Origin of the sequence: Adhaeribacter terrigena (assembly GCF_016623615.1) — a bacterium.
Lineage (GTDB): Bacteria > Bacteroidota > Bacteroidia > Cytophagales > Hymenobacteraceae > Adhaeribacter_A > Adhaeribacter_A terrigena.
In genome coordinates this window covers 225,092-249,146 of the sequence record NZ_JAEHFX010000005.1, presented here as the reverse complement: position 1 = coordinate 249,146, position 24,055 = coordinate 225,092, and the positions used below count along the sequence as shown (strand labels likewise).

26 protein-coding genes are annotated in these 24,055 nt (G+C 44.9%); 11 read left to right on the top strand and 15 right to left on the bottom strand.

Annotated features, from left to right (window positions below; all coding sequences use genetic code 11):
- Positions 1-127 precede the first annotated feature (127 nt).
- The 4 genes from I5M27_RS11700 to I5M27_RS11685 all read right to left on the bottom strand — a co-directional run bounded on the left by I5M27_RS11700 (position 128) and on the right by I5M27_RS11685 (position 5,408).
- Positions 128-3,700 carry a DUF7948 domain-containing protein gene (locus I5M27_RS11700; RefSeq protein WP_200506397.1) on the bottom strand — a complete coding sequence of 1,191 codons (3,573 nt, stop codon included), beginning with the start codon at positions 3,698-3,700 and terminating at the stop codon, positions 128-130.
- 229 nt (positions 3,701-3,929) lie between these two features.
- Positions 3,930-4,295 (bottom strand): hypothetical protein, encoded by a 366-nt coding sequence (locus I5M27_RS11695; RefSeq protein WP_200506396.1) that lies wholly within the window; start codon positions 4,293-4,295, stop codon positions 3,930-3,932.
- 172 nt (positions 4,296-4,467) lie between these two features.
- Entirely contained in the window at positions 4,468-4,848 is a 381-nt protein-coding gene (locus tag I5M27_RS11690; protein WP_200506395.1) for a septal ring lytic transglycosylase RlpA family protein, read from the bottom strand.
- A 56-nt stretch (positions 4,849-4,904) separates the two neighbouring features.
- The gene (locus tag I5M27_RS11685; RefSeq protein ID WP_200506394.1) at positions 4,905-5,408 is read right to left on the bottom strand and encodes a thioredoxin family protein; all 504 of its coding nucleotides are present in this window, start codon (positions 5,406-5,408) and stop codon (positions 4,905-4,907) included.
- 405 nt (positions 5,409-5,813) lie between these two features.
- On the opposite strand from I5M27_RS11685, the gene I5M27_RS11680 reads away from it, so the two are divergent.
- From I5M27_RS11680 to I5M27_RS11670, 3 genes are all read left to right on the top strand, one after another.
- On the top strand, positions 5,814-6,098 hold the full coding sequence (locus I5M27_RS11680) for an SH3 domain-containing protein (RefSeq protein WP_200506393.1): 285 nt from the start codon (positions 5,814-5,816) through the stop codon (positions 6,096-6,098).
- Positions 6,099-6,693: 595 nt separating this feature from the next.
- Positions 6,694-6,960 (top strand): hypothetical protein, encoded by a 267-nt coding sequence (locus tag I5M27_RS11675; RefSeq protein ID WP_200506392.1) that lies wholly within the window; start codon positions 6,694-6,696, stop codon positions 6,958-6,960.
- A 531-nt stretch (positions 6,961-7,491) separates the two neighbouring features.
- Positions 7,492-7,758, top strand: a complete 267-nt coding sequence (locus tag I5M27_RS11670) for a hypothetical protein (protein ID WP_200506391.1) — start codon at positions 7,492-7,494, stop codon at positions 7,756-7,758.
- A gap of 8 nt (positions 7,759-7,766) precedes the next feature.
- Here I5M27_RS11670 and I5M27_RS11665 read toward each other — a convergent pair whose 3' ends face one another.
- The 4 genes from I5M27_RS11665 to I5M27_RS11650 all read right to left on the bottom strand — a co-directional run bounded on the left by I5M27_RS11665 (position 7,767) and on the right by I5M27_RS11650 (position 9,826).
- Positions 7,767-8,081: a hypothetical protein gene (locus I5M27_RS11665; RefSeq protein ID WP_200506390.1), complete on the bottom strand. Its 315-nt coding sequence runs from the start codon at positions 8,079-8,081 to the stop codon at positions 7,767-7,769.
- A 65-nt stretch (positions 8,082-8,146) separates the two neighbouring features.
- Entirely contained in the window at positions 8,147-8,452 is a 306-nt protein-coding gene (locus I5M27_RS11660; protein WP_200506389.1) for a hypothetical protein, read from the bottom strand.
- Positions 8,453-8,612: 160 nt separating this feature from the next.
- On the bottom strand, positions 8,613-9,140 hold the full coding sequence (locus I5M27_RS11655) for an Hsp20/alpha crystallin family protein (protein ID WP_234462500.1): 528 nt from the start codon (positions 9,138-9,140) through the stop codon (positions 8,613-8,615).
- 305 nt (positions 9,141-9,445) lie between these two features.
- On the bottom strand, positions 9,446-9,826 hold the full coding sequence (locus I5M27_RS11650) for an Hsp20/alpha crystallin family protein (RefSeq protein ID WP_200506388.1): 381 nt from the start codon (positions 9,824-9,826) through the stop codon (positions 9,446-9,448).
- Positions 9,827-10,033: 207 nt separating this feature from the next.
- Here I5M27_RS11650 and I5M27_RS11645 point away from each other — a divergent pair, with 207 nt between their 5' ends.
- Positions 10,034-10,504, top strand: a complete 471-nt coding sequence (locus I5M27_RS11645) for a thioredoxin family protein (RefSeq protein WP_200506387.1) — start codon at positions 10,034-10,036, stop codon at positions 10,502-10,504.
- A gap of 206 nt (positions 10,505-10,710) precedes the next feature.
- On the opposite strand, the gene I5M27_RS11640 is transcribed toward I5M27_RS11645, so the two are convergent.
- On the bottom strand, positions 10,711-11,709 hold the full coding sequence (locus I5M27_RS11640; RefSeq protein ID WP_200506386.1) for an NADP-dependent oxidoreductase: 999 nt from the start codon (positions 11,707-11,709) through the stop codon (positions 10,711-10,713).
- Positions 11,710-11,969: 260 nt separating this feature from the next.
- Here I5M27_RS11640 and I5M27_RS11635 point away from each other — a divergent pair, with 260 nt between their 5' ends.
- From I5M27_RS11635 to ygiD, 3 genes are all read left to right on the top strand, one after another.
- On the top strand, positions 11,970-12,377 hold the full coding sequence (locus tag I5M27_RS11635; protein ID WP_200506385.1) for an RrF2 family transcriptional regulator: 408 nt from the start codon (positions 11,970-11,972) through the stop codon (positions 12,375-12,377).
- A 70-nt stretch (positions 12,378-12,447) separates the two neighbouring features.
- Positions 12,448-13,101, top strand: coding sequence for an NAD(P)-dependent oxidoreductase (locus I5M27_RS11630; protein WP_200506384.1), 654 nt, complete (start codon positions 12,448-12,450; stop codon positions 13,099-13,101).
- 226 nt (positions 13,102-13,327) lie between these two features.
- A complete protein-coding gene (ygiD, locus tag I5M27_RS11625) occupies positions 13,328-14,161 on the top strand; it encodes a 4,5-DOPA-extradiol-dioxygenase (RefSeq protein ID WP_449500869.1) in 834 nt (277 codons plus the stop codon).
- A gap of 73 nt (positions 14,162-14,234) precedes the next feature.
- On the opposite strand, the gene I5M27_RS11620 is transcribed toward ygiD, so the two are convergent.
- A complete protein-coding gene (locus I5M27_RS11620; RefSeq protein WP_200506382.1) occupies positions 14,235-14,726 on the bottom strand; it encodes a hypothetical protein in 492 nt (163 codons plus the stop codon).
- A gap of 235 nt (positions 14,727-14,961) precedes the next feature.
- On the opposite strand from I5M27_RS11620, the gene I5M27_RS11615 reads away from it, so the two are divergent.
- The 4 genes from I5M27_RS11615 (at position 14,962) to I5M27_RS11600 (ending at position 19,196) form a co-directional block, all read left to right on the top strand.
- The gene (locus I5M27_RS11615; protein WP_200506381.1) at positions 14,962-15,639 is read left to right on the top strand and encodes a response regulator transcription factor; all 678 of its coding nucleotides are present in this window, start codon (positions 14,962-14,964) and stop codon (positions 15,637-15,639) included.
- 9 nt (positions 15,640-15,648) lie between these two features.
- A complete protein-coding gene (locus I5M27_RS11610; RefSeq protein ID WP_200506380.1) occupies positions 15,649-16,920 on the top strand; it encodes a sensor histidine kinase in 1,272 nt (423 codons plus the stop codon).
- Positions 16,921-17,773: 853 nt separating this feature from the next.
- Positions 17,774-18,211 carry a PepSY-like domain-containing protein gene (locus I5M27_RS11605; RefSeq protein ID WP_200506379.1) on the top strand — a complete coding sequence of 146 codons (438 nt, stop codon included), beginning with the start codon at positions 17,774-17,776 and terminating at the stop codon, positions 18,209-18,211.
- A gap of 85 nt (positions 18,212-18,296) precedes the next feature.
- Positions 18,297-19,196: an SdiA-regulated domain-containing protein gene (locus I5M27_RS11600; protein WP_200506378.1), complete on the top strand. Its 900-nt coding sequence runs from the start codon at positions 18,297-18,299 to the stop codon at positions 19,194-19,196.
- A gap of 88 nt (positions 19,197-19,284) precedes the next feature.
- Here I5M27_RS11600 and I5M27_RS11595 read toward each other — a convergent pair whose 3' ends face one another.
- From I5M27_RS11595 to I5M27_RS11575, 5 genes are all read right to left on the bottom strand, one after another.
- The gene (locus I5M27_RS11595; protein WP_200506377.1) at positions 19,285-20,592 is read right to left on the bottom strand and encodes a T9SS type A sorting domain-containing protein; all 1,308 of its coding nucleotides are present in this window, start codon (positions 20,590-20,592) and stop codon (positions 19,285-19,287) included.
- 252 nt (positions 20,593-20,844) lie between these two features.
- A complete protein-coding gene (locus I5M27_RS11590) occupies positions 20,845-21,249 on the bottom strand; it encodes a hypothetical protein (protein ID WP_200506376.1) in 405 nt (134 codons plus the stop codon).
- Positions 21,250-21,456: 207 nt separating this feature from the next.
- Positions 21,457-21,762 carry a type II toxin-antitoxin system RelE/ParE family toxin gene (locus I5M27_RS11585; protein ID WP_200506375.1) on the bottom strand — a complete coding sequence of 102 codons (306 nt, stop codon included), beginning with the start codon at positions 21,760-21,762 and terminating at the stop codon, positions 21,457-21,459.
- Positions 21,744-21,980: a hypothetical protein gene (locus I5M27_RS11580; protein WP_200506374.1), complete on the bottom strand. Its 237-nt coding sequence runs from the start codon at positions 21,978-21,980 to the stop codon at positions 21,744-21,746. The genes I5M27_RS11585 and I5M27_RS11580 overlap by 19 nt, the downstream gene beginning before the upstream one ends.
- A gap of 152 nt (positions 21,981-22,132) precedes the next feature.
- A complete protein-coding gene (locus I5M27_RS11575; protein ID WP_200506373.1) occupies positions 22,133-24,031 on the bottom strand; it encodes an ATP-dependent nuclease in 1,899 nt (632 codons plus the stop codon).
- Positions 24,032-24,055 lie beyond the last annotated feature (24 nt).

Sequence of the window (24,055 nt, the reverse complement as noted above, 5' to 3'; positions counted from 1 at the left end):
GCTGTTTCATAAAAAACCCTCCGGCAAAGCTTTGCCGGAGGTTTTTCTTTTTCAGATCGAGTCTTTAATACGTGATCAACATTTCGGTTTTATAGTTTTAGCGCTGAAAAGCATAGCGTTTTAACGTTTATTTCAGGATTTCGAGCCAGCCTTTCCAGTTGCGGCCCTGCGTATCCAGGATGTGGTAATAGTACGTGCCACTGCTGATCTTATCGGCGTTGAATTCGCCGTTGTAATTTTCGTTTTTATAGATCACGTGACCCCAGCGGCTGTAAATGGTAAGGCTGGTTGGGTTACAACTCACCTGGGGTACAAAGTTATCGTTCAGTTTATCGCCGTTCGGGGTAATAATATTCGGGATCTTTTCTTTTATTACTGTTACCGTGTTTACCGTAGATTCGCGCACGCAGCCCCGGCCAAAATCAGTGGTGAGTTTCACTACATAAGTGCCCGGCTGGGTATAAATATGTTCCGGGTTTGGTTCAGTAGACTTGGTGCCGTCGCCGAAATCCCAGGTATAACTTTTGCCGATCGGCGTATTATTCTGGAAGTTTATTTTTAGCGGGGCAAAACCTGTGGCAGCAGTGTCGGTACCGCAATTCCCGAAATCCAGTTTCGCAAAAACATCCGGAACCGGGTCTACCTGTATCTTTTTGGTAGCGATGTATTTACAAGTACCCAAAGTAATGGTATAGGTAAGGGTTTGCGTACCGATCAGGTTAGGGCTTGGCGTAAAAATTCCGTTTGCCGAAACGCCGTTACCGCTCCATACTCCGCCCGCCGGCGTGGCCCCGGTTAACTGGAACGGATCGGAAATGGCGCAAATACCTTCGTCAGGCCCTGCATTTGGGGTAACCGGCAGCGCTACCCGTACATTTTTGGTAGCGGTAGAAATGCAGCCTACCGTGTCGGTAAAAGAATAGGTTATAATGTGATTTCCCGGCCCGGCCGTAGCAGCCGACCACTGGTTTCCGTTCTTCACGCCGGTACCGCTCCAGCTTCCACCAGTTGGGTTGCCATTCAGGGTTATATCGGGCGAATAAATACAATAAACTGAATCTATCGGATCGATCACGGCTGGCGTTTCGGGCACCACTGTTACAGTTTTAGTAGCAAAACTTACGCAGGCCCCCACAGTAGTGGTGTAGGTGAGCAAGTGCGTTCCGATCAAAGCCTGCGAAGGCGTAAACACGCCCGCCTGCGTAACGCCAGTCCCGGTCCAGACGCCACCTGCCGGGCTGGCGCCCGTGATTTGCGTTGGCCCGGCATTGGCACAGATTTTCTGCGTACCGCCAGCAATGGCACTGGTTACTGCAAAATCGAATTTAAACGCGGCATTGTTGCAGTTGGTGCTGCCATTGGTTGTAGACCAGGCATTTGGCGTTGCCGGGAAATTGCTATTCCCACCACAACCGGCACAAAGAGAATGGTAAACAATGCCGCGTTTATCGAAACGACAGGTTCCGCCATCTACGTGTTCGCCGCTTGTACCGGCTTGATTTCCTCCGAAAAATGTAGCGTATTCCAGCTGAGCAAGATTCTGCGAGAACTGCGCCAGGTAAATATCATTTCCATCGGTAGTCATTTTCATCGCATTCGGGGTTACCGGTAACCCTACAGTGGTGCCTCCAACATAATTTAAACTTAAATTATTGGTTCCACCTCCCCAGCCACAAATAAAAATACGTTCGCAATTATCTACCAGAAAAGCAGTTGGCGAAATATTGAATTGTCCGTTCGGGGAGCCGAAACGGGTAGAGAAAAGAGATGTCGTGAGGTCGGCAGATAATTTCTGAATGAACTGATGCCCGACAGTTGTAGAGAAAAATGTAGCCGGGGCGGGCGTTGGCGGTACTACCGGATAATTTCCGGCCGATTGGCCCAGCAGGTACACATTATTAGCAGCATCGAGCTGTAAGAAATAAGCCTGGTCGTAACCGGATAAGGATCCCGATTGCCCAACCGTAGTGCCTATATAAGATGTACGGAATAAAGCAGGCACGTTGTTGGTCACCGTAATTTTACTCACAAAGCCATCTACCGGAAGAATGCCCATACCATTGGTGGTTTTCCAGGCTCCGGCCGTTTGCGAAAGATTGGTACTTGTAGTTCCGCCGCAAACGTATACGTTATTTTGAGTGTCTATCTGAATAGAATAGGCAGCGTCAATGCCAGAGCCACCCAGGTAAGAGCTCCAGAGCAAATTATTCAGGCCGGGCGAAAGTTTACATACTACCGCATCGTTAAAGCCATTTTGCATCCCCTGAAAGGCATTTTGCAAAGGGAAGTTTAATGAATTAGTAGAGGAAGCAATATAAACGTTGTCGAAAGCATCTACCGTAATGTCGCCGCGAAACTGGTCGCCGTAATTTTTTACCAGCGGCGAAGTGATGGTCAATAAGCCGTCGTTGCCACTCCCGCCCAGGTAAGTAGAACCAACCATTGCCGTTCCGTTAGCATTCAGCTTCGAAACGAAAATATCTGAACCGGTCTGGTATAGCAGGTACTCAGCAAGGCCATTATCCAGCGGATCGATTAAAGTGCCCCCGTTATAACTGGTATCGAAGCCATTGGGGGTTGGAAAGTTATTGGAACTGGTAGTACCCAGGATCAGAAGCTCACTTAAGCTATTCGTGACCAGACTATGCGGCGCTTCAATGCCATTACCACCTAAATAAGTAGCCCAAACACGGCTGGCCGCTCCGGATGCGTTCGGGTTAAATTTCATGAGGCCGATATCAGACATCCCAGACTTCAAGACCTGATAAGCACCTGTAGTTACCGGGAAGTTTCCTGGGCTCGGGCCTCCCCCGAATGGCTGTACGTGAAATACCACGCCACCGGAATAAATATTGCCGGCATTATCGTAGGTAGCCGTAAAGCCCCAGTTATCGCTCGTAGAAGCGCTGTAAGAAGAATAAACCAGGGTCGGGTCAATAACCAGCGGTATTTTTTTGCGGTAGCCTTTCGGGAAAACGAAGGTTACAACATTATCTTTCAGCTGAAATTTGCAGGGTACTTCTTTTTGCTTGCCGTCTACGATTTGGTAAGCATAGGGCTTTTGCTCGGTTACGGTGTTCACGGAAGTTTTAATAACCAAGTCGCCGTTTACCAGCTGCATGTGTTCCGGGCCGTCGTACTGCATCCGGATCTGTTTCGGGTCGGCACCGGCTTCCAGCACAAAATCGTATTTCAGCTTTTGCTCGTGTTCGTAGATTTTGGCGGTGATGCCTTTATAAATTTCCTGGTACTGCACTTCTTCAAACGCCTTTACTTCGGAAGCCCAATGCGAAATATCGTTGCCAATAAAATAATTGCGGTAGCCGGGCGTAGGTCGTTCGGTAGTCAGCTCAGGGTTAGCGTTGCCGCCCAGAAAAGAAACCGTATAGGCATGTGCGCGGATATATTCGCTGGTGTGGCCTACTTTTTCTTTTTTAGGGCCGCCGTGGCTGTGATTGCCTAATTCGGCTCCATCGTAAAAACTATAAACCCACTGGTTTTGCAGCAACAGCAGGTCGCCGCCCCGCAGAGCTGCCCGGTATTTTATGGCGCTATTCCACTGGTTGCGGTTCTGAATGAATTCCAGGCTTTTGGTTTCGCCGAAATCGCCGGAAGGAAGATTGCCGGCAAGGGCTGCCGGATTAATGAACGCAGCCAGCGCAAAGACCAGCAAGCTTAAGCGTGTAAGTGTTTGATACATAAAGGAGGCAGTTTTGTAACAACTAAAGATAGCGTTTTTAAATAAAAATTTCCAGATTAACATATATATTTCGCAGGTTTGGCCGCAACCGTTGCCTGCAACTGTAAACAAAGACACTTTTTAGGGCCTGAACCCTAGCGTTTTTCTGGAAACCGCTCATAAAAAAACCAGCCCTTTCGGGCTGGTTTATGTTTCCAGCAATTACAATTGCTGCGTTACTCTTTTTGCTTTACTCCAGGGGCATACTGGTTAAAACCGATTCAGCTTCTTCGTGCCGGGCCAGGTATTGTTCTACCTGCCTGGCGCTTAAAGCGTGGCGGATCTGCCGCTGGTAAGCATTTTCCGCTTCTTCCAGTTTCAGGCTGCGCAAGGTGGGGTTGTAAGCATAGTTTTCTATGATCTCATTCACGGTCCGCAGTTTTTCTAAGGTCAGGCTTTTTATCTGAATATATTCCTGCTCGTTCAACTGCAGCTTTTTTGCCATTACCCGGCTGATGGTGGTAGCATTGTGGGCCAGTTCAGATTCTGAAATACTGGTTTGGGCGGCTCCGCTAAGGGCCACTCCTAAAAAAACAAGCGTAAATAACGTCTTCATACTCCAACCTCTGATTAAAATAACTTCCTTAAATAACAAGACACCGATTCGCCTCCGGCAGTTGCCCGCCGTATTTATTTTTTAATTTTTATGATAATTTCAGGCAAGCGTTAACCTGCTGAAAAAAAACAACTCCGGGAAAACCTGGCCGGGCAGCCGCAGCGTTGTCAGATCAGGATTCTTTCTTCTTCCCGATCACTTTAATTTTCACCGGCGCCACGCCGGCTTTTATCATATCAACTTTATCGGCCGCTTTATAAGAAAGGTCTACCACCCGGCCCGGAGAAAACGGACCACGGTCGGTTACTTTCACTTTCACCGATTTCTTAGTGTCGAGGTTGGTAACTTTTAAGCGGGTGCCAAAGGGCAGGGTTTTGTGCGCTGCAGTCAGCTTGCCCGGCCGGTACTTATCGCCGTTGGCCATTTTCCGGCCCTCCAGTTTGCTGCTGTAAAAAGACGCTTTGCCGGTTTCGGTATAGGTGCTTGCGCAGCCAGCCAGCAGGAACATTAAAAAGCATGCAGCGGCGTAAAAAAAAGATCTGATAAAATGCATAAGGTTGTTTATTTCGGGCTTAGCGTGAAAGTAAAGGACTTTTGAAGGCATAAACCCTAGCGTTTTTTATAGCGTTCGGGCTCCAGCGCTGGTTTAGACCAATGGCCCAGAAACTCCAGCACCTTTTTTTTGCTGTAGCCTTTGTCTTCTTCCAGGTAAGCCGAATTCTGGGTATGCAAACGTTTGCCTTCGCCATCTAACACTACAAAAACCGGAAACCCGAACCGCTGTGGATAATCCAGCTTCTGCAACACCTCCAGGTTCTGGTTTTCTTTGCTGTGGTTTACTTTCAGCACCACGTAATTTGCCCGCAACGCCGAGTCGAGCTGTGCATCGGTGGTGGTAAAGTTGTGAAATTTAATGCACCAGGAGCACCAGTTTCCGCCAATTTGCAGCAGCACGTGTTTATTCTGGGCTTTGGCAGTTTTTATGGCTTGTTGCATTTCGGCAGCGGCGTTGGCCTGCGGATTATAAATGTTAGGCTTGGCAGTCTGCGCCGAAACGCCAGAACCTATGAACAGAAAAAATAAGGCCGCAAATAATGTTCGTTGTAAAAGCATAATTCTTAAAAATATCAATTCTTTTTGGTGCCGGCTCCGGAAGATTCCTTGTCAGGCAATGTTTGTTTCCGGACACGCTTTTGTTCGCAAACAGTACAACCACAGGACGCTGAAAATAAAAAAACCGCTTTTTTAGCGCGTTTAAGCAGTTTTTAGCTACTGGCACAATGGTTGAATTTCTGGTGTCAGGGCCCTGAACAATAACCGGGTTAAGAACCTGACAAAACCGGGAAGGCCCCGCAATTTTCAAACCATAATACTGCGGAAAGAAAATATTACTGAAAAAATTTACACCCCGGGCAACCTGAACCAGACTGCCGGCATCTTTTAAGCAGGAACCGGTTCAGCTGCCAATTACAGAAAACGAAACATAAATATTATAAAAATTTTTAAAGCCATTAGATTATGAAAAAGTTAGTTGTTGCCTTCGCCTTATCATTACAAGCCGCTTTTGCCTTTGCCCAGGAGCCGGTAAAATTAAAATCAGACAATGTAAATCTTTATCGTCAGCCGAATCCCAAAGGCGAAGTGGTGAAAGTGCTGAATAGCACGGAAGACGTAATGCTGGTGCGCAAATTTGATGCGAACTGGTCTATTGTAACGGCCGGCTCAGAAAGCGGCTACATCCATAACACACATTTACCAAAAATAAAGAAACAACCAGTTACTGCTACGGCTGCCAAACAATAAGACATCCCTGCAGTGAACAGTTAGTAGTGGGTGAAAGTAAAGGCCGTTCTTTTTAGGATGGCCTTTCTCATTTCCGGCATCTTAACCCTTATAGATCTGCATATATAACTTTATCTATATCATGGCAAGATCTGAGGCTCCTGGCACCCGGTTGCTTGCCTATCCGGGGTTTGCCTCTATACAGTTGTTTGTATTTCCGACATCGGGACTTTTCCAGGTGTACTGAAATAGCACATACTTTGCCTGTTTTCGGTACAGTAAAAATTCCAAAACCCATCAAAATACACCTAATAAGCCATTCAAAGCATTTTTATTTTATTGGCATGCCGCTTGAACATCATTAATCAGCTAAAACGGAATTGAAATTCAACCAGATTTAAGAAGTTAATCCGTTTCCGGCTTGGTTCATTTATCTGAAAAACGCTATGTGTTTGGGCAGGAAAACCCGAAAAAACTTAAAAAATATTATTTATAAAAAAACCAAGAAATAATATTCTAACCTCAGGCAACCCAAGGCCCCGGCTTTGCATCTTCTAAGTAATCGTTCCGGATAAAAAAAGGAACCCGTTTTTTTAACACTTTAATGATCACAACTATGAAAAAGCTTTTATTTCTTCTCGCGGCGCTGCTGCAAACTGCCCTGGTAATGGCCAACCGCCCTACCGAACAGCAAATGCCCAAGCAAAAATTCACGGCCGGCAGTGCGCAGCCCAGCTTAAAAAATACCACTCAGCCGGCCAAAAAAGCTATCCGGTCCTGGTTTATTATTTCCGATCAGGATGAAGTTTTGCGGCCTGACCGGGGGCCTTTGCCACAGGGAGTTAAAACGCCGGTGCAGCATATCTTTTACCAACACAAATAACTTTGCCGTTTTGGAAAAATGAATTCCGGAAAGCCGCCCCTAATGGGAGCGGCTTTTTATTTTGCCGTTTCTTCGTTAATTTATTTTCTGAAACGGGCGCAAAATTGCAATATTTAAAGTAACTTATTTGATTTAATTTGAAATAGAAACTTATATGTAGCATATAACCGTTAAAGCCGTATATCCCTGAAAGCGAATATGTGCAATGAATATGGAAATGAATAAAAATATATCTTACCGGCTTTCCCGGATACGTAAAAGAGCAAAGCGGATCTTTAAAATAACCTATGAAGATCTGACCGCTCAAATCTTTTACGATCCCCGGAATACGTTTCAGCTACAGCTCTGCCGCGACGCCCAGTGCCGGGAAGAAATATTATTGACCAAAGAAATTACGCGGGCGCAAGCCTTTCATATTATGAATACGCGTAATTAATTTAAGTTTATGAATTACGGCTTCTAAATTCCCTTTAAAAGCTTCTGTATGATCCCGGTAAAAATGCCGTTCTGTTAGCAGTAAATTTATCCCGCATGTCAGCAACTTCAGAATATATTTATAACGAGAACGATATTCAGCACATGTTTCTGCAGGTAGAAAGCAGCGACTCCATTTGCATGCTGAATGTGGCCGGTCATCCGCTGCGTATCCGCGAAGTGATCTTCCTGATGATCGAGAACGGCTGCCGGGTAATGAAAACCACCGCCGACGCCTACAATGTTTTTATGTTCGATAAAGAAGTTACCGAAGTGTACGATTACCTTTCGACCATTATTAAAGCCCGTTTTCTGAAAGATTAAAAGCTTTTTCAGGCGCTTCGTACCAATTCGCTACCTTTTGCGTTTCCAAAAACCCAGAAAAGCCAGCCTCCGGCAGCGTAGCATATTACGTCAAAAAAATCGGCGGTATAGCGGCTCACAAGCAAGGGAATGACCGCTTCAAACATTACCGAAAAGTAAATTACCACCCACCCGATCTGCCAACCCGTAAGCGCATAGTCAGGCTGCCGGAGCACCAGGTTGCGCTGCAGGAAAACGGCAGTGCCTAAAACCAAGGGCAAACAAAGCAGGTCGTTCAGGTAATTATTCAGAAAGGCGTTCTCAATTTCGATTAGCTTCCGCAAAACGGTATGCAAAACGTATAAAAAACTGAAGCTCTGCAAAAGCGGGTTCCGGAAAACGGCAACATTCAACCGGCTAAAATTGTAACCACCCATATTATAAACGAAATAATGGCCATCAGCGAGATCTGAAAAGCCTGTACAATGCGTTTCCAGAAACGGGTAAACCCCGAATCATACGAATAGATTTCGATCAGGCTGATATTGAACTGGTCTTTTTGCCGGAATTCGTCTTCTTCGCGCGCCTGGCGGGCTTTTAGCCCTTGCGGATCGAGCACGTTACCGCAATATTCGCATTTGTCGTCGGGGTGCTGGTGCCATGCCGACCATTGGCCGCAGCTGGGGCATTTCCTGGAACTGGCGGGTTGTTCCATAATTTTAAAAAGGGTATGATTTTCAGGTATAAAAGTATAACCGAAAACCCGGAATACCTGCATTTTAGCAAAATACTTTTACGGCCTTTGCGGTTAAAGCATAAAACAAAAAGCGCTTTTGCAGCGCTTTTTGTTTTATCTGGTTTTCAGCTTGTAAAGCCTACCGTTTTTGTTTGCCGTCGCCGGAATTGCTTTTACCGGCACTTTCATTTTTACCGGTATTTCCAACATTCTTTTTATCGGAGGCCCCTTTGATCTTGATCTGCTGCCGGGAAATTTTGCGGGTTTCTTTTGGTACAGTGATCCGCAGTACGCCGTCTTCAAACTCTGCATCTATGGCTTCGGAATTTATGGAATCCGGCAGGTAAAAAGACCGGGAAAAGGAACCATACTGGCTTTCGAGCATGTGGTATTTCTTCGTGCGCTTTTCATCCGAAAATTTCCGTTCGCCGGAAATGGTCAGGCGGCCATCCTGAAAATCGATCTCGATCTCTTCTTTTTTCAGCCCCGGCAACGAAACCTCAATCTCGTAACTGTTATCGGTTTCGGAGGTATCTACGTGGGGCGTAAAATTGGCCATAGCCTTACGCGAATTTAAAGAATCGTTGAAGAAACGGTCCAGCATAGTGCTAAAGCTCGACGGGGTCATTTCATCGGCTAAAGGGTTTTGGAATTTTTGAATTGCCATAATTATATTCTCCTTTTTGGGTATAATGAACTAAAAATTACACGCCGGAACTTCTGCCCGGAATAAATTTTATACCCGCAACAAAGCTTAAGGTTTCAGACCAAAACCGCCTTGTAAAGCTTTACCCGGCAATAAGTTGTGAAGCGCACCAAATTTTTAGTGAAGTAGTTTACACCCTTTAACCAGCCCCAAATCCCGGAAACCCAAATCCGGAAATTAAAATAAAAATCCCCTTCTCTATACCTGCATAAAAAAAAGAGGCGCTGTAAAACGGCGCCTCTTTTTCCACTTTAAACAATAAAAAATTACTCAAATTCAATATCTATCTGGCGGATATGGTTTTCCAGATATGGTAGCCGCACCTGCAATTCGCCACCCTCATAAACTGCTTTAATCCGGTCCAGGGCTACGTGCTGCGGCATAATAAATTCCTGGTAGAAAAGCGGGATCTGCAGCTCGTTATTTTCGTTACCTGGCAGGATGGCGAAAACGATAAGCTTGTTCTGGTTCAACTGTATCTGGAAGGCTTCCGGATTTACCGATGGTGCCGAAACGTGAATAATAGCGCCTTTTTTGCGTTTTTCTATCTCTACCTCAGTTCGCACTACACCTCCTCCAAGCGTATTCCAAATGTCGATCTGGCGGGCAATGGTTTGTAAAAATTTCTTATCTTTAAAAAGCTTCATGGCTTAATTTCCTTTCTTTTTGTCTGTGTATTACAAACTATATACCAAACGTACTGCATGCAGCTAAAATTCCCTTCATGCAGCATTCCAGACAGAAAGGCAGTAAAAATAACTGTCGAAATCAACCTTTAAAGCCAAAATGTCGGGATTTCTGAGCCAATTTATGGCGGATTGAACCGTTATGGTGCAAACCCGTATCTTTACGCCATGAAACATTTGCTTGCCCTTCTTTTCACGATTATAACTTTTGCCACCATGGCCCAAACCACCCCGCTTTTAGGTACCACCGATGCCAAACTCTTAACCTTAGAAACTACCTGCACCTGGTTCAACCCAACGTATGAAAGCTACAAACCTGATGCCGCCTCGGTTGCCGGACTAAAAAAAGCCTTATCAGCCAATGCTACGTTCCTGGTTTTTGGCGGCATGTGGTGCTCCGACACGCATAACCTGCTCCCGAAATTCTTTAAAACCATGGATGAAGCCGGTGTTCCCCGCAAGAACATTCAACTCTATCTGGTAGATGAACAGAAGAATTCGCCGGAAAAACTGGAAAAACAATACGGCGTGAATAACGTGCCTACTTTCATAATCCTGCAAAACGGCGAAGAAAAAGGCCGCGTAGTAGAAACTGTGCGCCAGAGCATAGAAGCCGACCTGCTGCAATTGCTGCCATAAAAAAACGGTATGGTTTTAGCCCGAGAAAGTAAAAGCCCGCCCCGGAATTCCCGGAGCGGGCTTTTTTCTATTGAGGATTAACATATGCGTTTACGGTCATGCCAGCAATGACCTGCTCCCTTTTTTAAAAGGTTTGGTTAATCTGAACGGTATGATTTTGAACCGAAAAAGTCGCATTTTGGCAATAAGAACAGGAACCAGGCTTATCAGATCTTCACCAGCATTTTCCCTTTATTTTCGCCCGAAAAAAGACCCAGGAATGCTTCCGGCAGTCTATCGAAGCCTTCCAGAATGGTTTCCTGGTAATGCAGTTTGCCTTCTTTTACCCACTTTACTAATTGCTGAATGCCTTCCGGAAACCGCTCGCTGTAATTACTCACTATAAAACCCTGAATTAAAGCGCTGCGGGTTAAGATCATGGGCAGGAAACGGGGGCCGGAAGATGGCGCGGTTTCGTTGTAAAGCGCGATCTGGCCGCACAAAACAATGCGGGCGTGAAAATTGATGTTCCGGATCACGGCATCGGTAATTTCCCCGCCCACGTTATCGAAATAAACGTCTACGCCGCTGGGACAGGCCGCTTTCAGGGCCGTATCCAGATCTTTGGTCGTTTTGTAGTTTATCACCTCGTCATAGCCGAATTCCGCTTTCAGCAAGGCCACTTTTTCTTCGGAACCCGCCAAACCTACCACCCGGCAACCCTGGATCTTAGCCAGCTGCCCTACCACCAAACCTACCGCTCCGGCTGCCCCGGAAACCACCACCGTTTCACCGGCTTTGGGTTTGCCAATATCCAGCAACCCGAAATAAGCCGTTAAGCCCGGCATACCCAGAATTCCCAAATAATAACTGGACGGCGCCAGCGAAGCATCTATTTTCTGCAGTTTTTCGGCGCTCGCAATGCTTTTGGTAGCCCAGGGAAGCGCGCCTAAAACCATGTCGCCGGCGCGAAGCAGCTCGCTTTTACTCTCCAAGACTTTGGCAACCGCTCCGCCTTCCATCGGGGCATTTACCTGAAACGGCGGCACATACGATTTGGCGTCGCTCATCCGGCCGCGCATGTAGGGATCTACTGAAGCGTAAACCGGCTCCAGCAAAACTTCGCCTTCCTTTAAAGCGGGCAGGGCAATATTTTCAAACCGGAAATTATCCTTCGTGGGCGTGCCCTTCGGCCGGCTGGCCAATACGATCTGCGTTGCTTCCATTTTTGATTTTTAGATTGCTTAACTATGTTTTCAGAAAAATTACCCACGTTACGCCAGGCCAATTCTAAATGCTTAAACTCCGGAATTCCTGATTTGTTCAAGCCTTCTTATTCTAATCACGTTGCTTGTAGCTGCTAAAACGCTATGGTTTTGTCCTGAAAAAGTGCGAATAAACTTCCTGAAAATTTTCTTTTGAAAACAGATTTGCTTTTGAACTTCCCGATCCGTTACTTTGTACTGTAATAAAAACAATTACAGTTATGAATAACGTCCGGTTTGCCACGGCTTTGCACATTTTAACCCTGCTTCATTTGCAGCCGGAAGAACTGTTGCCATCCGAATACATTGCGGGCAGCATTAACGTGAACGCCGCCGTGGTGCGCAAAGAACTCAGCAACCTGCGCAACTGCGGCCTGGTAGAAAGCAAAGAAGGCAAAGGCGGCGGCAGCACCTTGGCCAAACCGGCCACCGAAATTCTACTTTCGGATATTTACCTGGCCGTGCGTCAGCATTCGCTTTTAGGCCGCAGCAACGATCCGAATCCGGCTTGCCCGATCGGGAAACAAATAAACGCGCACCTGGAAGACCTCTTTACCGAAGCTGAACAAGCTATGATCCAGAAACTGGGCAAAAAAACGCTGGCGCAATTTGCCCTGCAGTTCAGCTAAAATTTTTTATCCATAACTGTAACTATCCTTATTACAGAAATAAATATAAAACACGAAACCCTTAAAAAACATGAAAGTAGCATTAATTGGAGCGTCCGGCTTTGTAGGCACGGCCATTTTAAACGAATTACTCGAACGCGGCCACCAGGTAACGGCGCTCACCCGCGATAACGCCAATATTAAAAAGCAGCACGAAAACCTGCAGGTTGTACAAGCCAACGTGGTAAACGAAACCGAACTGGCCGAAAAAGTGAAAAGCCACGACGCCGTGATCAGTTCATTCAACGCCGGCTGGACTAACCCGAACCTGTACGAAGATTTCCTGAGCGGTTCCAAAGCCATTCAGCAAGGCGTAAAAAAGTCGGGCGTGAAACGGCTTATCGTAGTAGGCGGCGGAGGAAGTTTATATACCGCCGAAGGTGTTCAGATTGTTGATACTCCCGAATTCCCCGAACAAATAAAGCCCGGCGCCACCGCAGCCCGCGATTATTTAAACGAAATTAAAAAAGAAACCGACCTGGACTGGACGTTCCTGAGCCCGGCCCTGGAAATGCACCAAGGTACCGCCGGCGTTCGCAAAGGTACTTACCGCAAAGGCCTGGAAAATCCGGTATTCGATGAGAATGGCCACAGCGTAGCCTCGGTAGAAGATACCGCCGTAGCCCTTGTAGACGAACTGGAAAACCCGCAGCACATCCGCGAGCGCTTTACGGTAGCTTATTAATTTAAGCGCAGCGAAGAAAAGTCCCCCTTTGGAGGGGGTTGGGGAGAACATCATGCATTGCTGATAATAATCAGATAAAGTAAAATCCTCCCCCAACCCCTCCAAAGGGAGACAAAAATCGCAACTGTTGGCATTATCACAAATTGCAAGAGCAAAACCATTAACCCGAACAAGAATCATGGATCGGAAACATTTTATTAAAACCTTACTTTTAGGAACCGTGGGAATAACCGGCTTTTCAGCATTCAATAAATTTACCGGCGAGCTTAAAGACGATGGCAACCTGATGCCCGTGCTATTCATCGGTCACGGCTCGCCCATGAACGGCATCGAAGACAATCCATTCAATCAGCGTTGGAAACAGATGGCCAAAGAAATTCCTACGCCCAAAGCCGTTTTAGTTGTTTCCGCGCACTGGCTCAGCCGCGGCACCCGCATCACGGCCATGGATTTCCCCAAAACCATCCACGACTTCGGCGGCTTCCCGCAGGAATTGTTTAACGTGCAATACAAAGCGCCCGGCGATGCGGCCTTAGCCAAAGAAACCGCTTCGATCATTAAATCTACCAACGTTGTAGAAGACCACGACTGGGGCCTCGACCACGGCACCTGGACGGTAGTGCGCCACATGTACCCGAAAGCCGATATCCCGGTTCTACAGCTGAGCATCGATTATTACAAAGATCCGCAGTACCATTACGACCTGGCCAAAGAACTTTACGACCTCCGCAAAAAAGGCGTCCTGATCATCGGCAGCGGGAATATGGTACATAATCTGGGCATGGTAGCCTGGGATAAAATGAACGAACCCGAATACGGCTACGATTGGGCAATCACCCTGAACGCAAAATTCAAAGAGCTCATTGCCAACGGCGATCACAAACCGCTTATCAATTATAAAACGTTAGGCAAAGAAGCGCTGTTAGCCATCCCAACGCCCGACCATTACCTGCCGCTGCTTTACACACTCGGTTTAAAAGGCAGCAAAGATCCCGTTTCCTTCTTCAACGATAAAGCCGTGGCCGGTTCCTTAACCATGACTTCGGTGAAGATCGGGTAAGCTGAAAAGGGTTAAAACGGTAGGGTTTAGACCTGAAAAAGTAAAAGCCCGGTGCAAACGCGCCGGGCTTTTTTTAGTGCAATGCTTTTACCTTCTTTTCTATTTCCTCCAATTCATCTTTATTATAATCGCAATAGCAGAATTGAAAATTGGGATAGGTTTTATTGCGGAGATCAATCCAGGATAAAACCTTGTTATCAGCAATTAAAGCTACATTTTTATCAGAGATTCCATTCGTCTTGCTTCTCCACTTTTGTAAAGCTTTTTCAGACAGTTCAAGTTTAGCTAAAGCAAATGTGTCAGCGTAGATTAAGGAATCATAGCGAAAATTTATAATAAACTCATTTGCGGTTAAAATTGGCTCTTTCTCTACAAAATATTTATCCTGATCGAATACCTTAAATTGCTCGACTTTAATGCCTTTAGCTGCATCCATAAAATATAGCCCATCAGCTAACTTTTCTGGCATTACTTTTTCTTGCTTGGTTACGACTTTCTGCTCTTTTCCTGTTTGGGAACAGCTAGCAGTAAAAATGACAAGTAAAAAGAAAGGGATTTTATTCATGGTTTAAAGATAAATTATCAATACAAAAGCTGAAGGCTTCAACCCGAAAACTCAGAAAGACTCCTATCAAAACTTCCGGTACAGACTTTTTCAGGCCCAAAGCCTACCGTTTTATAGCTTTTTCATTCTTTCATCTTGATACTTATGTCCTGATACTTGCGTCTTTTTCCAAAAATTCCCACATCTTTCCCGATTTCTGCGTTTACTTTACCCAAACTGAACTCCCGAACCCGAAATGAAGATCCTGATCATAGAAGACGAACCGGACATGCTGCAAAACATGGTTACTTCTTTAGAAAAAGAAAAATACCGGATAGAAACCGCCACCAATTTCAACGATGCGCTGGATAAGATCGGAATTTACGAATACGACTGCATTTTATTAGATATTTCACTTCCCGGCGGCAACGGCCTGGACATTCTAAGCGAACTCAAGAAACTGCAGAAAACTGACGGCGTGATCATCGTTTCCGCCAAAAATTCGATAGACGATAAAGTAGCCGGCTTAAATTTAGGCGCCGACGATTACTTGCCAAAACCGTTTCATATGGCCGAGCTGCACGCGCGGGTAAAATCGGTGCTCAGGCGGAAGAAATTTGAAGGCAGCCACGAAGTAATTCTCAATAACGTAACCATCGATCCGGAAAGCCACGCGGTAAAAGTGAACGGAAAAGAACTGCCTTTGAACCGGAAGGAATTCGACGTATTGCTTTACCTGGTTACGAATAAAAGCCGGCTGGTAAGCAAAACCGCGTTGGCTGAACACGTGTGGGGCGACCAGATCGACGAGGCCGACAACTTTGAATTTATTTATTCCCAGATCAAAAACCTGCGCAAAAAACTAAAAGACAGCCAGGCCGAAATCGAGATCCAGGCCATTTACGGCATCGGGTATAAACTGCTGGCCGAATAAATTACTGCAATGAAACTGCTCAACTACACCTCGGCGTACTTTGCGGGCATTCTGCTGCTCATCATTTCCATCTGGGCCGGCTTGTTCTATTTTTCCATGCTCGACGAAATTTACGACAGCATGGACGACGGCCTGGAAAACCAGAAAATCCTAGTGATACGGAAAGCTTCTGCCGATACCACCATATTAAACCAGCCCGAATTCGAAGCCGGCTACTTTACCATCAAAGAAATTCCCTTTCCTAAAGCGCAAACCTACACCGATACCTACCAGGACACGCTCATGTACATGGAAAACGAGGAAGATTACGAGCCGGTAAGGTTACTACGCACCGCGTTCCATCACCCCAACGGCCGCTACTACGAGCTGCAACTCATCACCTCCATGGTAGAAGAAGACGACCTGATCGCAGACCTGCTTTATTCCCTAGTTTGGTTGTACTTAGGCCTCGTAGCCAGCATTTTACTCCTGAACAACTTCCTGCTGCGCAAGATCTGGAAACCGTTTTACCGCCTGCTGGAGCGTTTGCAGAAATTCCGGCTCGAAGATCAGCAACCGCTTAAAACCACCAAAACCAACATCGAAGAATTCAAGCTCCTGAACGAAACCGTGCAAAAGCTCATCAAAAGCAACATCGCCGCCTTCAACAGCCAGAAACAATTCATCGAAAACGCCAGCCACGAACTCCAAACGCCTTTAGCCATCAGCCTGAACAAGCTCGAACTGCTGGTAGAAAACAACAATTTAAGCGAAGCCCAACTGGAAATTTTAGCTTCCATCATCAATAACCTCGAACGTTCCACCCGCCTGAATAAATCGCTGTCGCAGCTTTCCAGGATCGAGAACCGCCAGTTTCCGGAAGTTGCCGCCACAAATTTCAACGACCTGATTAAAAAGCAGCTCGAAGACCTTACTGACCTGGCCGAACACCGCGAAGTAACCCTCCACCTGGAAGAACAAGGAAATCTGCAAGCCCAGGTGAACCCCGACCTCGCAAATATTCTAATTACAAACCTGCTCAAAAATGCCATTTCGCATAACATTTCTGGCGGCACAGTAAAGGTGCAGGTAAAACCAGAAAGCTTAACCGTGCAGAATACTGGCTCCGGAAACGCTTTAGACCCACAGCAGATCTTTAACCGGTTCTACAAAGGCGAGCAAAATTCCGGCAGCACCGGCTTAGGACTTGCCATCGTAAAAGCCATTACTGATCTGTATGGTTTCCGGATCGAATACAGTTTTCAGGATGGGAAGCACCGGTTTACGGTTTATCTTACCTGAATAACTGAGTTGATGGTTTTACCTGGCAACGAGATTCAACCACCCAGCCCTCAATGCCGTCAACTTAAGAATTTATTGGGTCATCCTGAGGGAAGCTGAGGAAACTAACGCGTATCGAACCTGCAAGGAATTCATTGCTTCGCTCGAATTCCCTTGTAATTCCGCGTAAGTTTCTTCGACAGGCTCAGAATGACCCAATAATTTTCTATGGATTCTCTTATGTTGACGGCATTGCCCCCTGCCCTCCTGGAAAAGGCGGGTAACTCTGAATCCGTCAGCTGAAGCAGACGGAAATGAAATCTGAACACGATTTTAAAGATTTGTGGGATGCACAGGATTTTTTGTCTGAATCAACAGATAGAATTTATCTGTAGGGCGCCTCTTGTGGGTGTCCTTCTCAGATTTTCTTCCATCACGCCAATCGCCAGCGCAGCGTAACCTGAAATCAAGGACTGAAGAAAAGTAGACTAAAAAGAAGCCAGCTACGAAGGAGAATGACACCAGTTTCTGTGAGAGCGGCCTCCAAGACTTCCGGTGCCACAGGCAGCCCGCAAGGGCAGGAAGGGTTGCAGCCGCGAACGCAGAAACGAAGCCGCCCGGCTTGAGGGGGAAAGTTTAATTAAGAATTAAGAATTAAAAACGAAAGCAAGCTATAAAAACGCTATCCTTTCAAGTATAAAAACTCAATAACAAACTTTTGTATTCGCTTAAATACACCCCTCCTCTCGTCGAAATGACAAAGAAAAGTGGAGCTAACAAAAAAAATCTTAAAAATCCCAATTCTTCCCAATTCCTTCCCAAATCCCTCCCGACCTTTGAATCAGAAATTAACGATAAACCAAAACATACCATCATGAAAGCACTAACCTTAGCGTTGTTTTTAGGCACTTCTTCCCTGTTTGCTACTGCACAGGATATCAAAGAAACCGAAGTACCCTCGGTGGTGATGAACAGCTTTAAAAGCCAGTTCACCGATGCCCAGAAGCCCGAATGGGAAAAACTGAACGACAAGTACGAAGTAGAATTTGAACAAGGCACTGCCGAACGCTCGGTGGTATTAGACGCTTCCGGCAAAGTGCTGATGCAGAAACTGGAAATTGAAAATACCGAAGTTCCGGCCGCCATTGCCAATGCCCTTAAACAAAACTATAACGGTTATGAGCTCGACGAAGCCGAAAAGATCGAATACAACGGGCAGACGTATTATGAAGTAGAATTGTCGCGCTGGTTCGTTTTAAGCAAAGAACTGGTTTTCAGCGCCGACGGCAAAGAAACGACCCTGCCGTTTTAAGGCTTGGTTTTTGAAAAGGCACGTAAATAAAATTCAGGCTCCGGAATACATTTTCCGGCTGGCTTCCAAATAAAGAAATACAAAGATGAAAAAGATAGCAGCAGGCATTGTAGGATTAGGATTATCGGCGTTTTTTCTGGTAAGCGAAGCTTCCGAAAAACTGCAACCGGAAGCCCTTTGGGAAAACGCTACAGATAAAGGCAAAAAAAGTAAAGCCGCCAAAGAAACAGCTTCCCGCGACGTAAAAGTAATTTCTAAATGGGAAGTGCCCGACGTTTTACGCGAAGTTTCCGGCATTGCTTACCTCAGCCCGAATCGTTTTGCCTGCGTGCAGGACGAACGGGGCACCATTTTTATCTACAACACCGCCACTTCTAAAATAGAGCGCGAAGTAGATTTTGCCGGCCCCGGCGATTACGAAGGCATTACGCTGGTAGGCAAAACCGCTTACGTGGTGCGTTCCGACGGGCATTTGTTTGAAGTAGCCGATTTCGAAAGCACGAAGCCCAAGGTAAGTGAGCACAAAACCGATTTCACCGAAAACAACAACATTGAAGGTTTGGGTTACGATGCTAAAAATAACCGCCTGCTGCTGGCCGTAAAAGACCACGACAGCAACAGCACCGCTTACAAAGGCATTTACAGCTTCGATCTGGAGACCAAAAAGCTGAACCCCGCCCCCATTTACAAGATCGATTTCGGCCATAACGTTTTCGCCGATATCCGGAACGACGAAGAAACCATGATGCCTTCCGAAGTGCAGGTGCACCCGCTCACCGGCAACATCTACGTAACCGACGCCAAAAACTGCCAGATCGTGGTGCTGGATGCCAAAGGCAACATCAAAAACCGCTACCCGATCAGCAAATCCGAATTCTACAAAGCCGAAGGCATCGCTTTCAGCCCCACCGGAGAACTGTTCATTTCCAACGAAGGCAAGAAAACCAAAGGCAACATCCTGCGAGTAAATATTGCCGGTTTGTAAATCTTTAAAAACGGTAGGGTTTTAGCCCGAAAAAGTCAAAAGCCCGGTGCAGCAGCATCGGGCTTTTGACTTTTCCATTTAAAGCAACTTATTGCAATACCAGTTTCCTCGTTAAAGCTTGGTGCCCATTACTCAGGATCCTGAAATAATATATACCTTTCCGTTGCCCGCTAAGGTCTATTCTGGCTGGAATAAACGCAGCATCCTTTGTTTGAAGCACCTGTTTCCCGGCCATATTATAAACCTCCACAGTAAAAGGCTCCAGCGAATTTCCCGAGATGGTAATATTGCCACTGCCAGGGTTAGGCGAAATCAGGAAATCAATCACCGGTTTCGTCTTTGCATTTGCAGTTTCTATCGCATTGCTGCTGAATTTATAAACGATGCTATCGGCCAGGCTGAAACCGGCGCCGTTGTTTACAAATTCAATATCGTGGTGCTTAAGGGTATTTTCTACGCTTGTCCAGCTAAGGCCGTGATCCATGGAAAACGAAGAACCGGATTTGCCGGCACTGATATACACGCCATTATTGCCCGGTATTGCTTCCAGCTCAGAGCCGGCAAAAAAACCGGTATAGGCAACGGTCTGCCAGGTTTTGCCGCCATCAGAAGTACGTTTTAATACCGGGCCGGCACTAACCAAACCATTTTGCAGATCTTCAAAAGCAATGGCCGTGATAGGTACATTTGCCGGCAAACCCGTGTGGCTGATAGTCCAGGTTACTCCTTTATCAGTGGATCTTAAAATGCGGTTACCTTTTACGCACACCCAGATGGCATTGCCCGCCGCCGCAAACTTATGGCCAATTCCAGCATAATCGAGCAACATATCCGGCGCTGGCAAGTTGCCGGCAGGAACCAAAGTCCAGGTTGAACCGCCGTTGCTGGTGGTATAGATCTCGAAATAGCCGGTAGCGTTTGCCCGGTCGGCCACGGTTACGCCATGATCGGGATCGAAAAAATGAATGAGACAAGCCCGGCTGACCCCATACGTGATCTGATCCGGATATACCTGCACCTGATGAACCCAGGTAAGCCCGCCATCGGTGGTTTTGTAGATGCGGTTTACGTAAGAGTGTGTGCGGTAAAATTCGGCCAGAAAATAAGCAGTATTGGGGCTGGTTGCGTGAATAGAATTGATCTGCGTAAGCAAAAATTGCGGATCGTTGATCGCCGGGGTTACGTTAGCCCAGGTGTTGCCGCCATCGGTGGTCCGGTAGATATGTTTCCCGGCATTTACCCAAACCACGTTCTCATTTACAGCCGCTATATTATTGGGAGTGCTGGAGCCAAAATACGTGCCGGCAGGAACCGGAAGCGCCTGCCTGAGCCATTGCCCCTGGGCTGCCAGAACGTTGCACCAGGCAAAAAAAAGAATAAAAAAGAAGCACTTCATTTTAAATATCTTTTCAAAGCTACCCAAGCTTTCAAACCTTTATAGCATACGAAAACCCAGCCACCAATAACGCAACCGGCATAAATAGTTTTTGTTCAATTTAAGCAGGATACTCTGAAAATCAGACATTACTTTTTAGTTTTTACAATCAGGGTTAATTTATGGTGATCGAAAACGCTATGGTTTAGGCCTGAAAAAGTAAAAGCCCCATGCGCTAGCAGGAGCTTTTCGGATTCAGCAGGTCAGAAAAGTTTAACGGCTCAGCAACCATTTTCGGGCTTCTTCTGCCGTATCGAAAAGCATAAACTCCAGTTCGGGCGGAAAGGTAACTTCCAGTTTCTTTACCGTTTGCGGATTACCAATTGCTGGCGGCGTTACATAAGCAAAATACTTTAAGCCGTAAGAAATAGCCTTTGGAGCAAATTCGGTCAATATATAATCATAACCGAAATCTTTGCCGCCAAGCATTCCGGAGTTATCGCTTAAAATTTTGGTACAGCCTTTTTCCCGGATAATTCTGAGTGCTGCCTCGCAGGCCTCCTTTAATACCGGCAACGATTGAAAATCGGTAAACGCGGCATAAATATACCTTTCAGCTTCGCAGTATTCTAAATGAACAATAGTTTGCTTTAAACCATTCTGAAAATCGCGCTGCATAAGAATAAAGTGGTAACGCCTGATACTTTTTAAGTAGTACGCATACGCAGCTTCAAGTGATGGGTATTTTGTTCAGGGTTTTATTTGGTGAACTGGTTTCAGCTTATAGCCAAAGAAGAAAAATGACCTGAAGTTCAGCAGGAAAAACGCTATGGTTTAGACCTTAAAAAGTGAAAGCCCGGTGTAGGTGCGCCGGGCTTTTTACTTTTATTTGATATAATCTGCTAATTCATCCGGATTTCTTCTACCATCCCAAACCATCAGGATCACAATTTCAGCATCTTTCACTTCGTAGAAAATGGAGAACATGCCTTTTACCAAAAGCCTTACATGCGGATCTGACGTTTCACGGCCTAAGAAATTATTGGCTGGAAGCTTTTCTATTAAAGTCAGGATCTCATCGGCCAGTTTGCGGCTGTAATCAGGGCTGCCATTTCTCTTGGTGTAGAATTGAAGCGTGGCTTTGAAATCTGCTTTTGCTTCTTTTGCCCAGACTATGCGCTTTTTAACCATGAGTCTATTTCGCCTTTTACTTCATCGTGGCTGGAAGTTTCACCGTTGGTGTGTTGCTGCCGGGCTTTTGATATTTTCTCCTGTTCGAATTGGCTTAACTGGTAATGGTCGTGTTCAATTTTGGCATCGGTCATAACTTTAAGGGCGTTGAGGAAAGCTTCGTCGTTTATGGACTGGATGCGTTGGATCAGAATATCTTTTAGGCTTTGGGCTGGCATAACGAAAGAAAAGGTGCTTTTAAATTTACTGCCTTTCCAGTAATAAAGTTAACGAAAAATAATTGGGCTTTTGTGCGAAGGAAAACGCTATGGTTTTGGCTCGAAAAAGTAAAAAGCCCAGTGCCTAGGCATCGGGCTTTTTACTACTAAGTCTATTGTTCTTCTTGCGCTCCAGGATTCATCAAAGTAATTTCAGAAACATTACTTAAAATTGATGGCTCGGAATTAGACATAAGTTTTGCTTTTATCTGATTATAAATATCAAGAAACTCATCACCACCTTCGTATTCAAAAGATTCTCTTAGTTCTTCAAAGTTCTGGCTTGTAAAGTGAGTTCTTGCAATTTCACTACCTCCAAGCTTTATTGTCTTTGGATGAGTTTTGCATAAACTCTTTACGTTTGTCCAAGAATCAAATTCGATTTCTAATTCGGTAATCTTTCTTTTTAAGGTTCTTATATTGATGTAATTTTCAATGCTCCTCTTTTTCCAAATGGTAAAATCTATATTTTCTTCGAAGTTTAATTTCAAAAGTTTCGTCAGGTTTGGAGATACTTCATCCTCACAGTTCTTGTCAGAATCTAAAATAATATGATATGGCTTATTAAATTGTTGCAGTAAACTGAAAGTAACCCAGTGCTTAATACTATCACAACCGCCGGCTGGAATTAAAATTACCTTCAAGGCAGCAAAGGTTTCTGTTACTAAGTTATTTTGGCTATAGATTTCTGAAGTGTAATTCATTGCCCTTACATCATCAGGTCCTTCAACCAAAAGTAATAATTGGGCTTTATCAAACTCTGAGATTAACTGATTTTTAAGATTTATTCCTAAATCATTTACTATTTCTGTAAAATCAGAAATGGATTGGTAAACAAAATATTGGCCATCTTCTTTTCGAATATGAATTATTTTGTCCCTATCTGAAAATGAAACTATGGTAGGAGAATGTGTCGTTAAAAATACCTGATAGCCATTTTCACTTATTGATTTAAGCTTCTCAAATAGACCTTCTTGAGCAGAAGGATGAAGAAAGCTTTCAGGTTCTTCAAATCCAAAAATTATATTCTGATGTTCATTTCGAGATTCTTCAGCTAAATATTCAAAATAAGCCATCATTGTAATTCTTCTAAAACCATCACCACGAAATTTTAGCGGAATACTTTTATCTTGATTGGCGCTTTTGAAATTTGTTGTAATTAACTTTGACCAGTCAAATTTAATTTCAGGTTCTACTTTTTCATCTTCAGAAAGTACTTGGTTAATCTTGCTTGAGATCTGGTTCAACACACTACCAATTGAATCTCTTATAGAACTTTCAATTGCATCAGTATCCAATTCCTTAATCTTATTTTCAGAAAGCTTCTTAAAATAATTTTGAATGGCAGTATCTGATTCTGAAAGAGATGCATCTGCTTTAAAGTATTCAAACCTTGGTAAGATTTTTTTTATTGTATCCCCTATAAGCTTTAATCTACTCGTGCCCGATGTAGGAAGCTTTTCATATTCGTACACATAACTTTCTTTTGGCTCAAGGGTAACTAAATGTTCTCTTATTTTAGTCCTTTTTTCAACATTATTAAATGCTTCTCCATTGCCTTTCGATGTTTCAATATCAAATTTCTTGCAGATTGCCATTAAATCTTTTTCAGAAGATAAGACAAAATCATTTGTTAAATATTTCTTCCGTTTTAAATAGGTTTCTGCTGAAACTTTGGAGAGTTGAGTATTCCAAACCTTCTTAATATGTAGAAATCCTTCTTCATTTACCAATTCTTCTTCTTCAAAAGTGGTTTCGACAGAATCATCAATCAGAATTTTCTTTAATCTCGGATCAAATATCAATTCTATATCTACTAAGGTAGAATCAGCATGAATATTTATTATGTCTTTACTAGCTTCAGAATCATTTAAGAATAAATCTAGAGCTTTAAGAATAGTTGATTTGCCTGCATCATTTTTCCCAACAATTACATTATAATCATCAAAATGAATTTCTCTTGGTTCTCCAATTCCTCTAAAATTTGAGATGATAGCTTTTATTAATTTCATAGTTTCAGATCTCTAAAATTTGGA

Excerpts from the sequence above, each read along its gene's own strand:
- I5M27_RS11670 (WP_200506391.1), top strand. The coding sequence starts at position 7,492 with ATGTCAGCAACTTCAGAATATATTTATAACGAGAACGATATTCAGCAC.
- I5M27_RS11605 (WP_200506379.1), top strand. The coding sequence starts at position 17,774 with ATGAAAGCACTAACCTTAGCGTTGTTTTTAGGCACTTCTTCCCTGTTT.
- I5M27_RS11600 (WP_200506378.1), top strand. The coding sequence starts at position 18,297 with ATGAAAAAGATAGCAGCAGGCATTGTAGGATTAGGATTATCGGCGTTT.
- I5M27_RS11660 (WP_200506389.1), bottom strand. The coding sequence starts at position 8,452 with ATGGAACAACCCGCCAGTTCCAGGAAATGCCCCAGCTGCGGCCAATGG.
- I5M27_RS11585 (WP_200506375.1), bottom strand. The coding sequence starts at position 21,762 with ATGGTTAAAAAGCGCATAGTCTGGGCAAAAGAAGCAAAAGCAGATTTC.
- I5M27_RS11620 (WP_200506382.1), bottom strand. The coding sequence starts at position 14,726 with ATGAATAAAATCCCTTTCTTTTTACTTGTCATTTTTACTGCTAGCTGT.
- I5M27_RS11690 (WP_200506395.1), bottom strand. The coding sequence starts at position 4,848 with ATGCATTTTATCAGATCTTTTTTTTACGCCGCTGCATGCTTTTTAATG.
- I5M27_RS11700 (WP_200506397.1), bottom strand. The coding sequence starts at position 3,700 with ATGTATCAAACACTTACACGCTTAAGCTTGCTGGTCTTTGCGCTGGCT.
- I5M27_RS11645 (WP_200506387.1), top strand. The coding sequence starts at position 10,034 with ATGAAACATTTGCTTGCCCTTCTTTTCACGATTATAACTTTTGCCACC.
- I5M27_RS11610 (WP_200506380.1), top strand. The coding sequence starts at position 15,649 with ATGAAACTGCTCAACTACACCTCGGCGTACTTTGCGGGCATTCTGCTG.
- I5M27_RS11615 (WP_200506381.1), top strand. The coding sequence starts at position 14,962 with ATGAAGATCCTGATCATAGAAGACGAACCGGACATGCTGCAAAACATG.
- I5M27_RS11635 (WP_200506385.1), top strand. The coding sequence starts at position 11,970 with ATGAATAACGTCCGGTTTGCCACGGCTTTGCACATTTTAACCCTGCTT.
- I5M27_RS11630 (WP_200506384.1), top strand. The coding sequence starts at position 12,448 with ATGAAAGTAGCATTAATTGGAGCGTCCGGCTTTGTAGGCACGGCCATT.
- I5M27_RS11575 (WP_200506373.1), bottom strand. The coding sequence starts at position 24,031 with ATGAAATTAATAAAAGCTATCATCTCAAATTTTAGAGGAATTGGAGAA.
- I5M27_RS11580 (WP_200506374.1), bottom strand. The coding sequence starts at position 21,980 with ATGCCAGCCCAAAGCCTAAAAGATATTCTGATCCAACGCATCCAGTCC.
- I5M27_RS11685 (WP_200506394.1), bottom strand. The coding sequence starts at position 5,408 with ATGCTTTTACAACGAACATTATTTGCGGCCTTATTTTTTCTGTTCATA.
- I5M27_RS11590 (WP_200506376.1), bottom strand. The coding sequence starts at position 21,249 with ATGCAGCGCGATTTTCAGAATGGTTTAAAGCAAACTATTGTTCATTTA.
- I5M27_RS11675 (WP_200506392.1), top strand. The coding sequence starts at position 6,694 with ATGAAAAAGCTTTTATTTCTTCTCGCGGCGCTGCTGCAAACTGCCCTG.
- I5M27_RS11655 (WP_234462500.1), bottom strand. The coding sequence starts at position 9,140 with ATGGCAATTCAAAAATTCCAAAACCCTTTAGCCGATGAAATGACCCCG.
- I5M27_RS11695 (WP_200506396.1), bottom strand. The coding sequence starts at position 4,295 with ATGAAGACGTTATTTACGCTTGTTTTTTTAGGAGTGGCCCTTAGCGGA.
- I5M27_RS11650 (WP_200506388.1), bottom strand. The coding sequence starts at position 9,826 with ATGAAGCTTTTTAAAGATAAGAAATTTTTACAAACCATTGCCCGCCAG.
- I5M27_RS11640 (WP_200506386.1), bottom strand. The coding sequence starts at position 11,709 with ATGGAAGCAACGCAGATCGTATTGGCCAGCCGGCCGAAGGGCACGCCC.
- I5M27_RS11680 (WP_200506393.1), top strand. The coding sequence starts at position 5,814 with ATGAAAAAGTTAGTTGTTGCCTTCGCCTTATCATTACAAGCCGCTTTT.
- I5M27_RS11595 (WP_200506377.1), bottom strand. The coding sequence starts at position 20,592 with ATGAAGTGCTTCTTTTTTATTCTTTTTTTTGCCTGGTGCAACGTTCTG.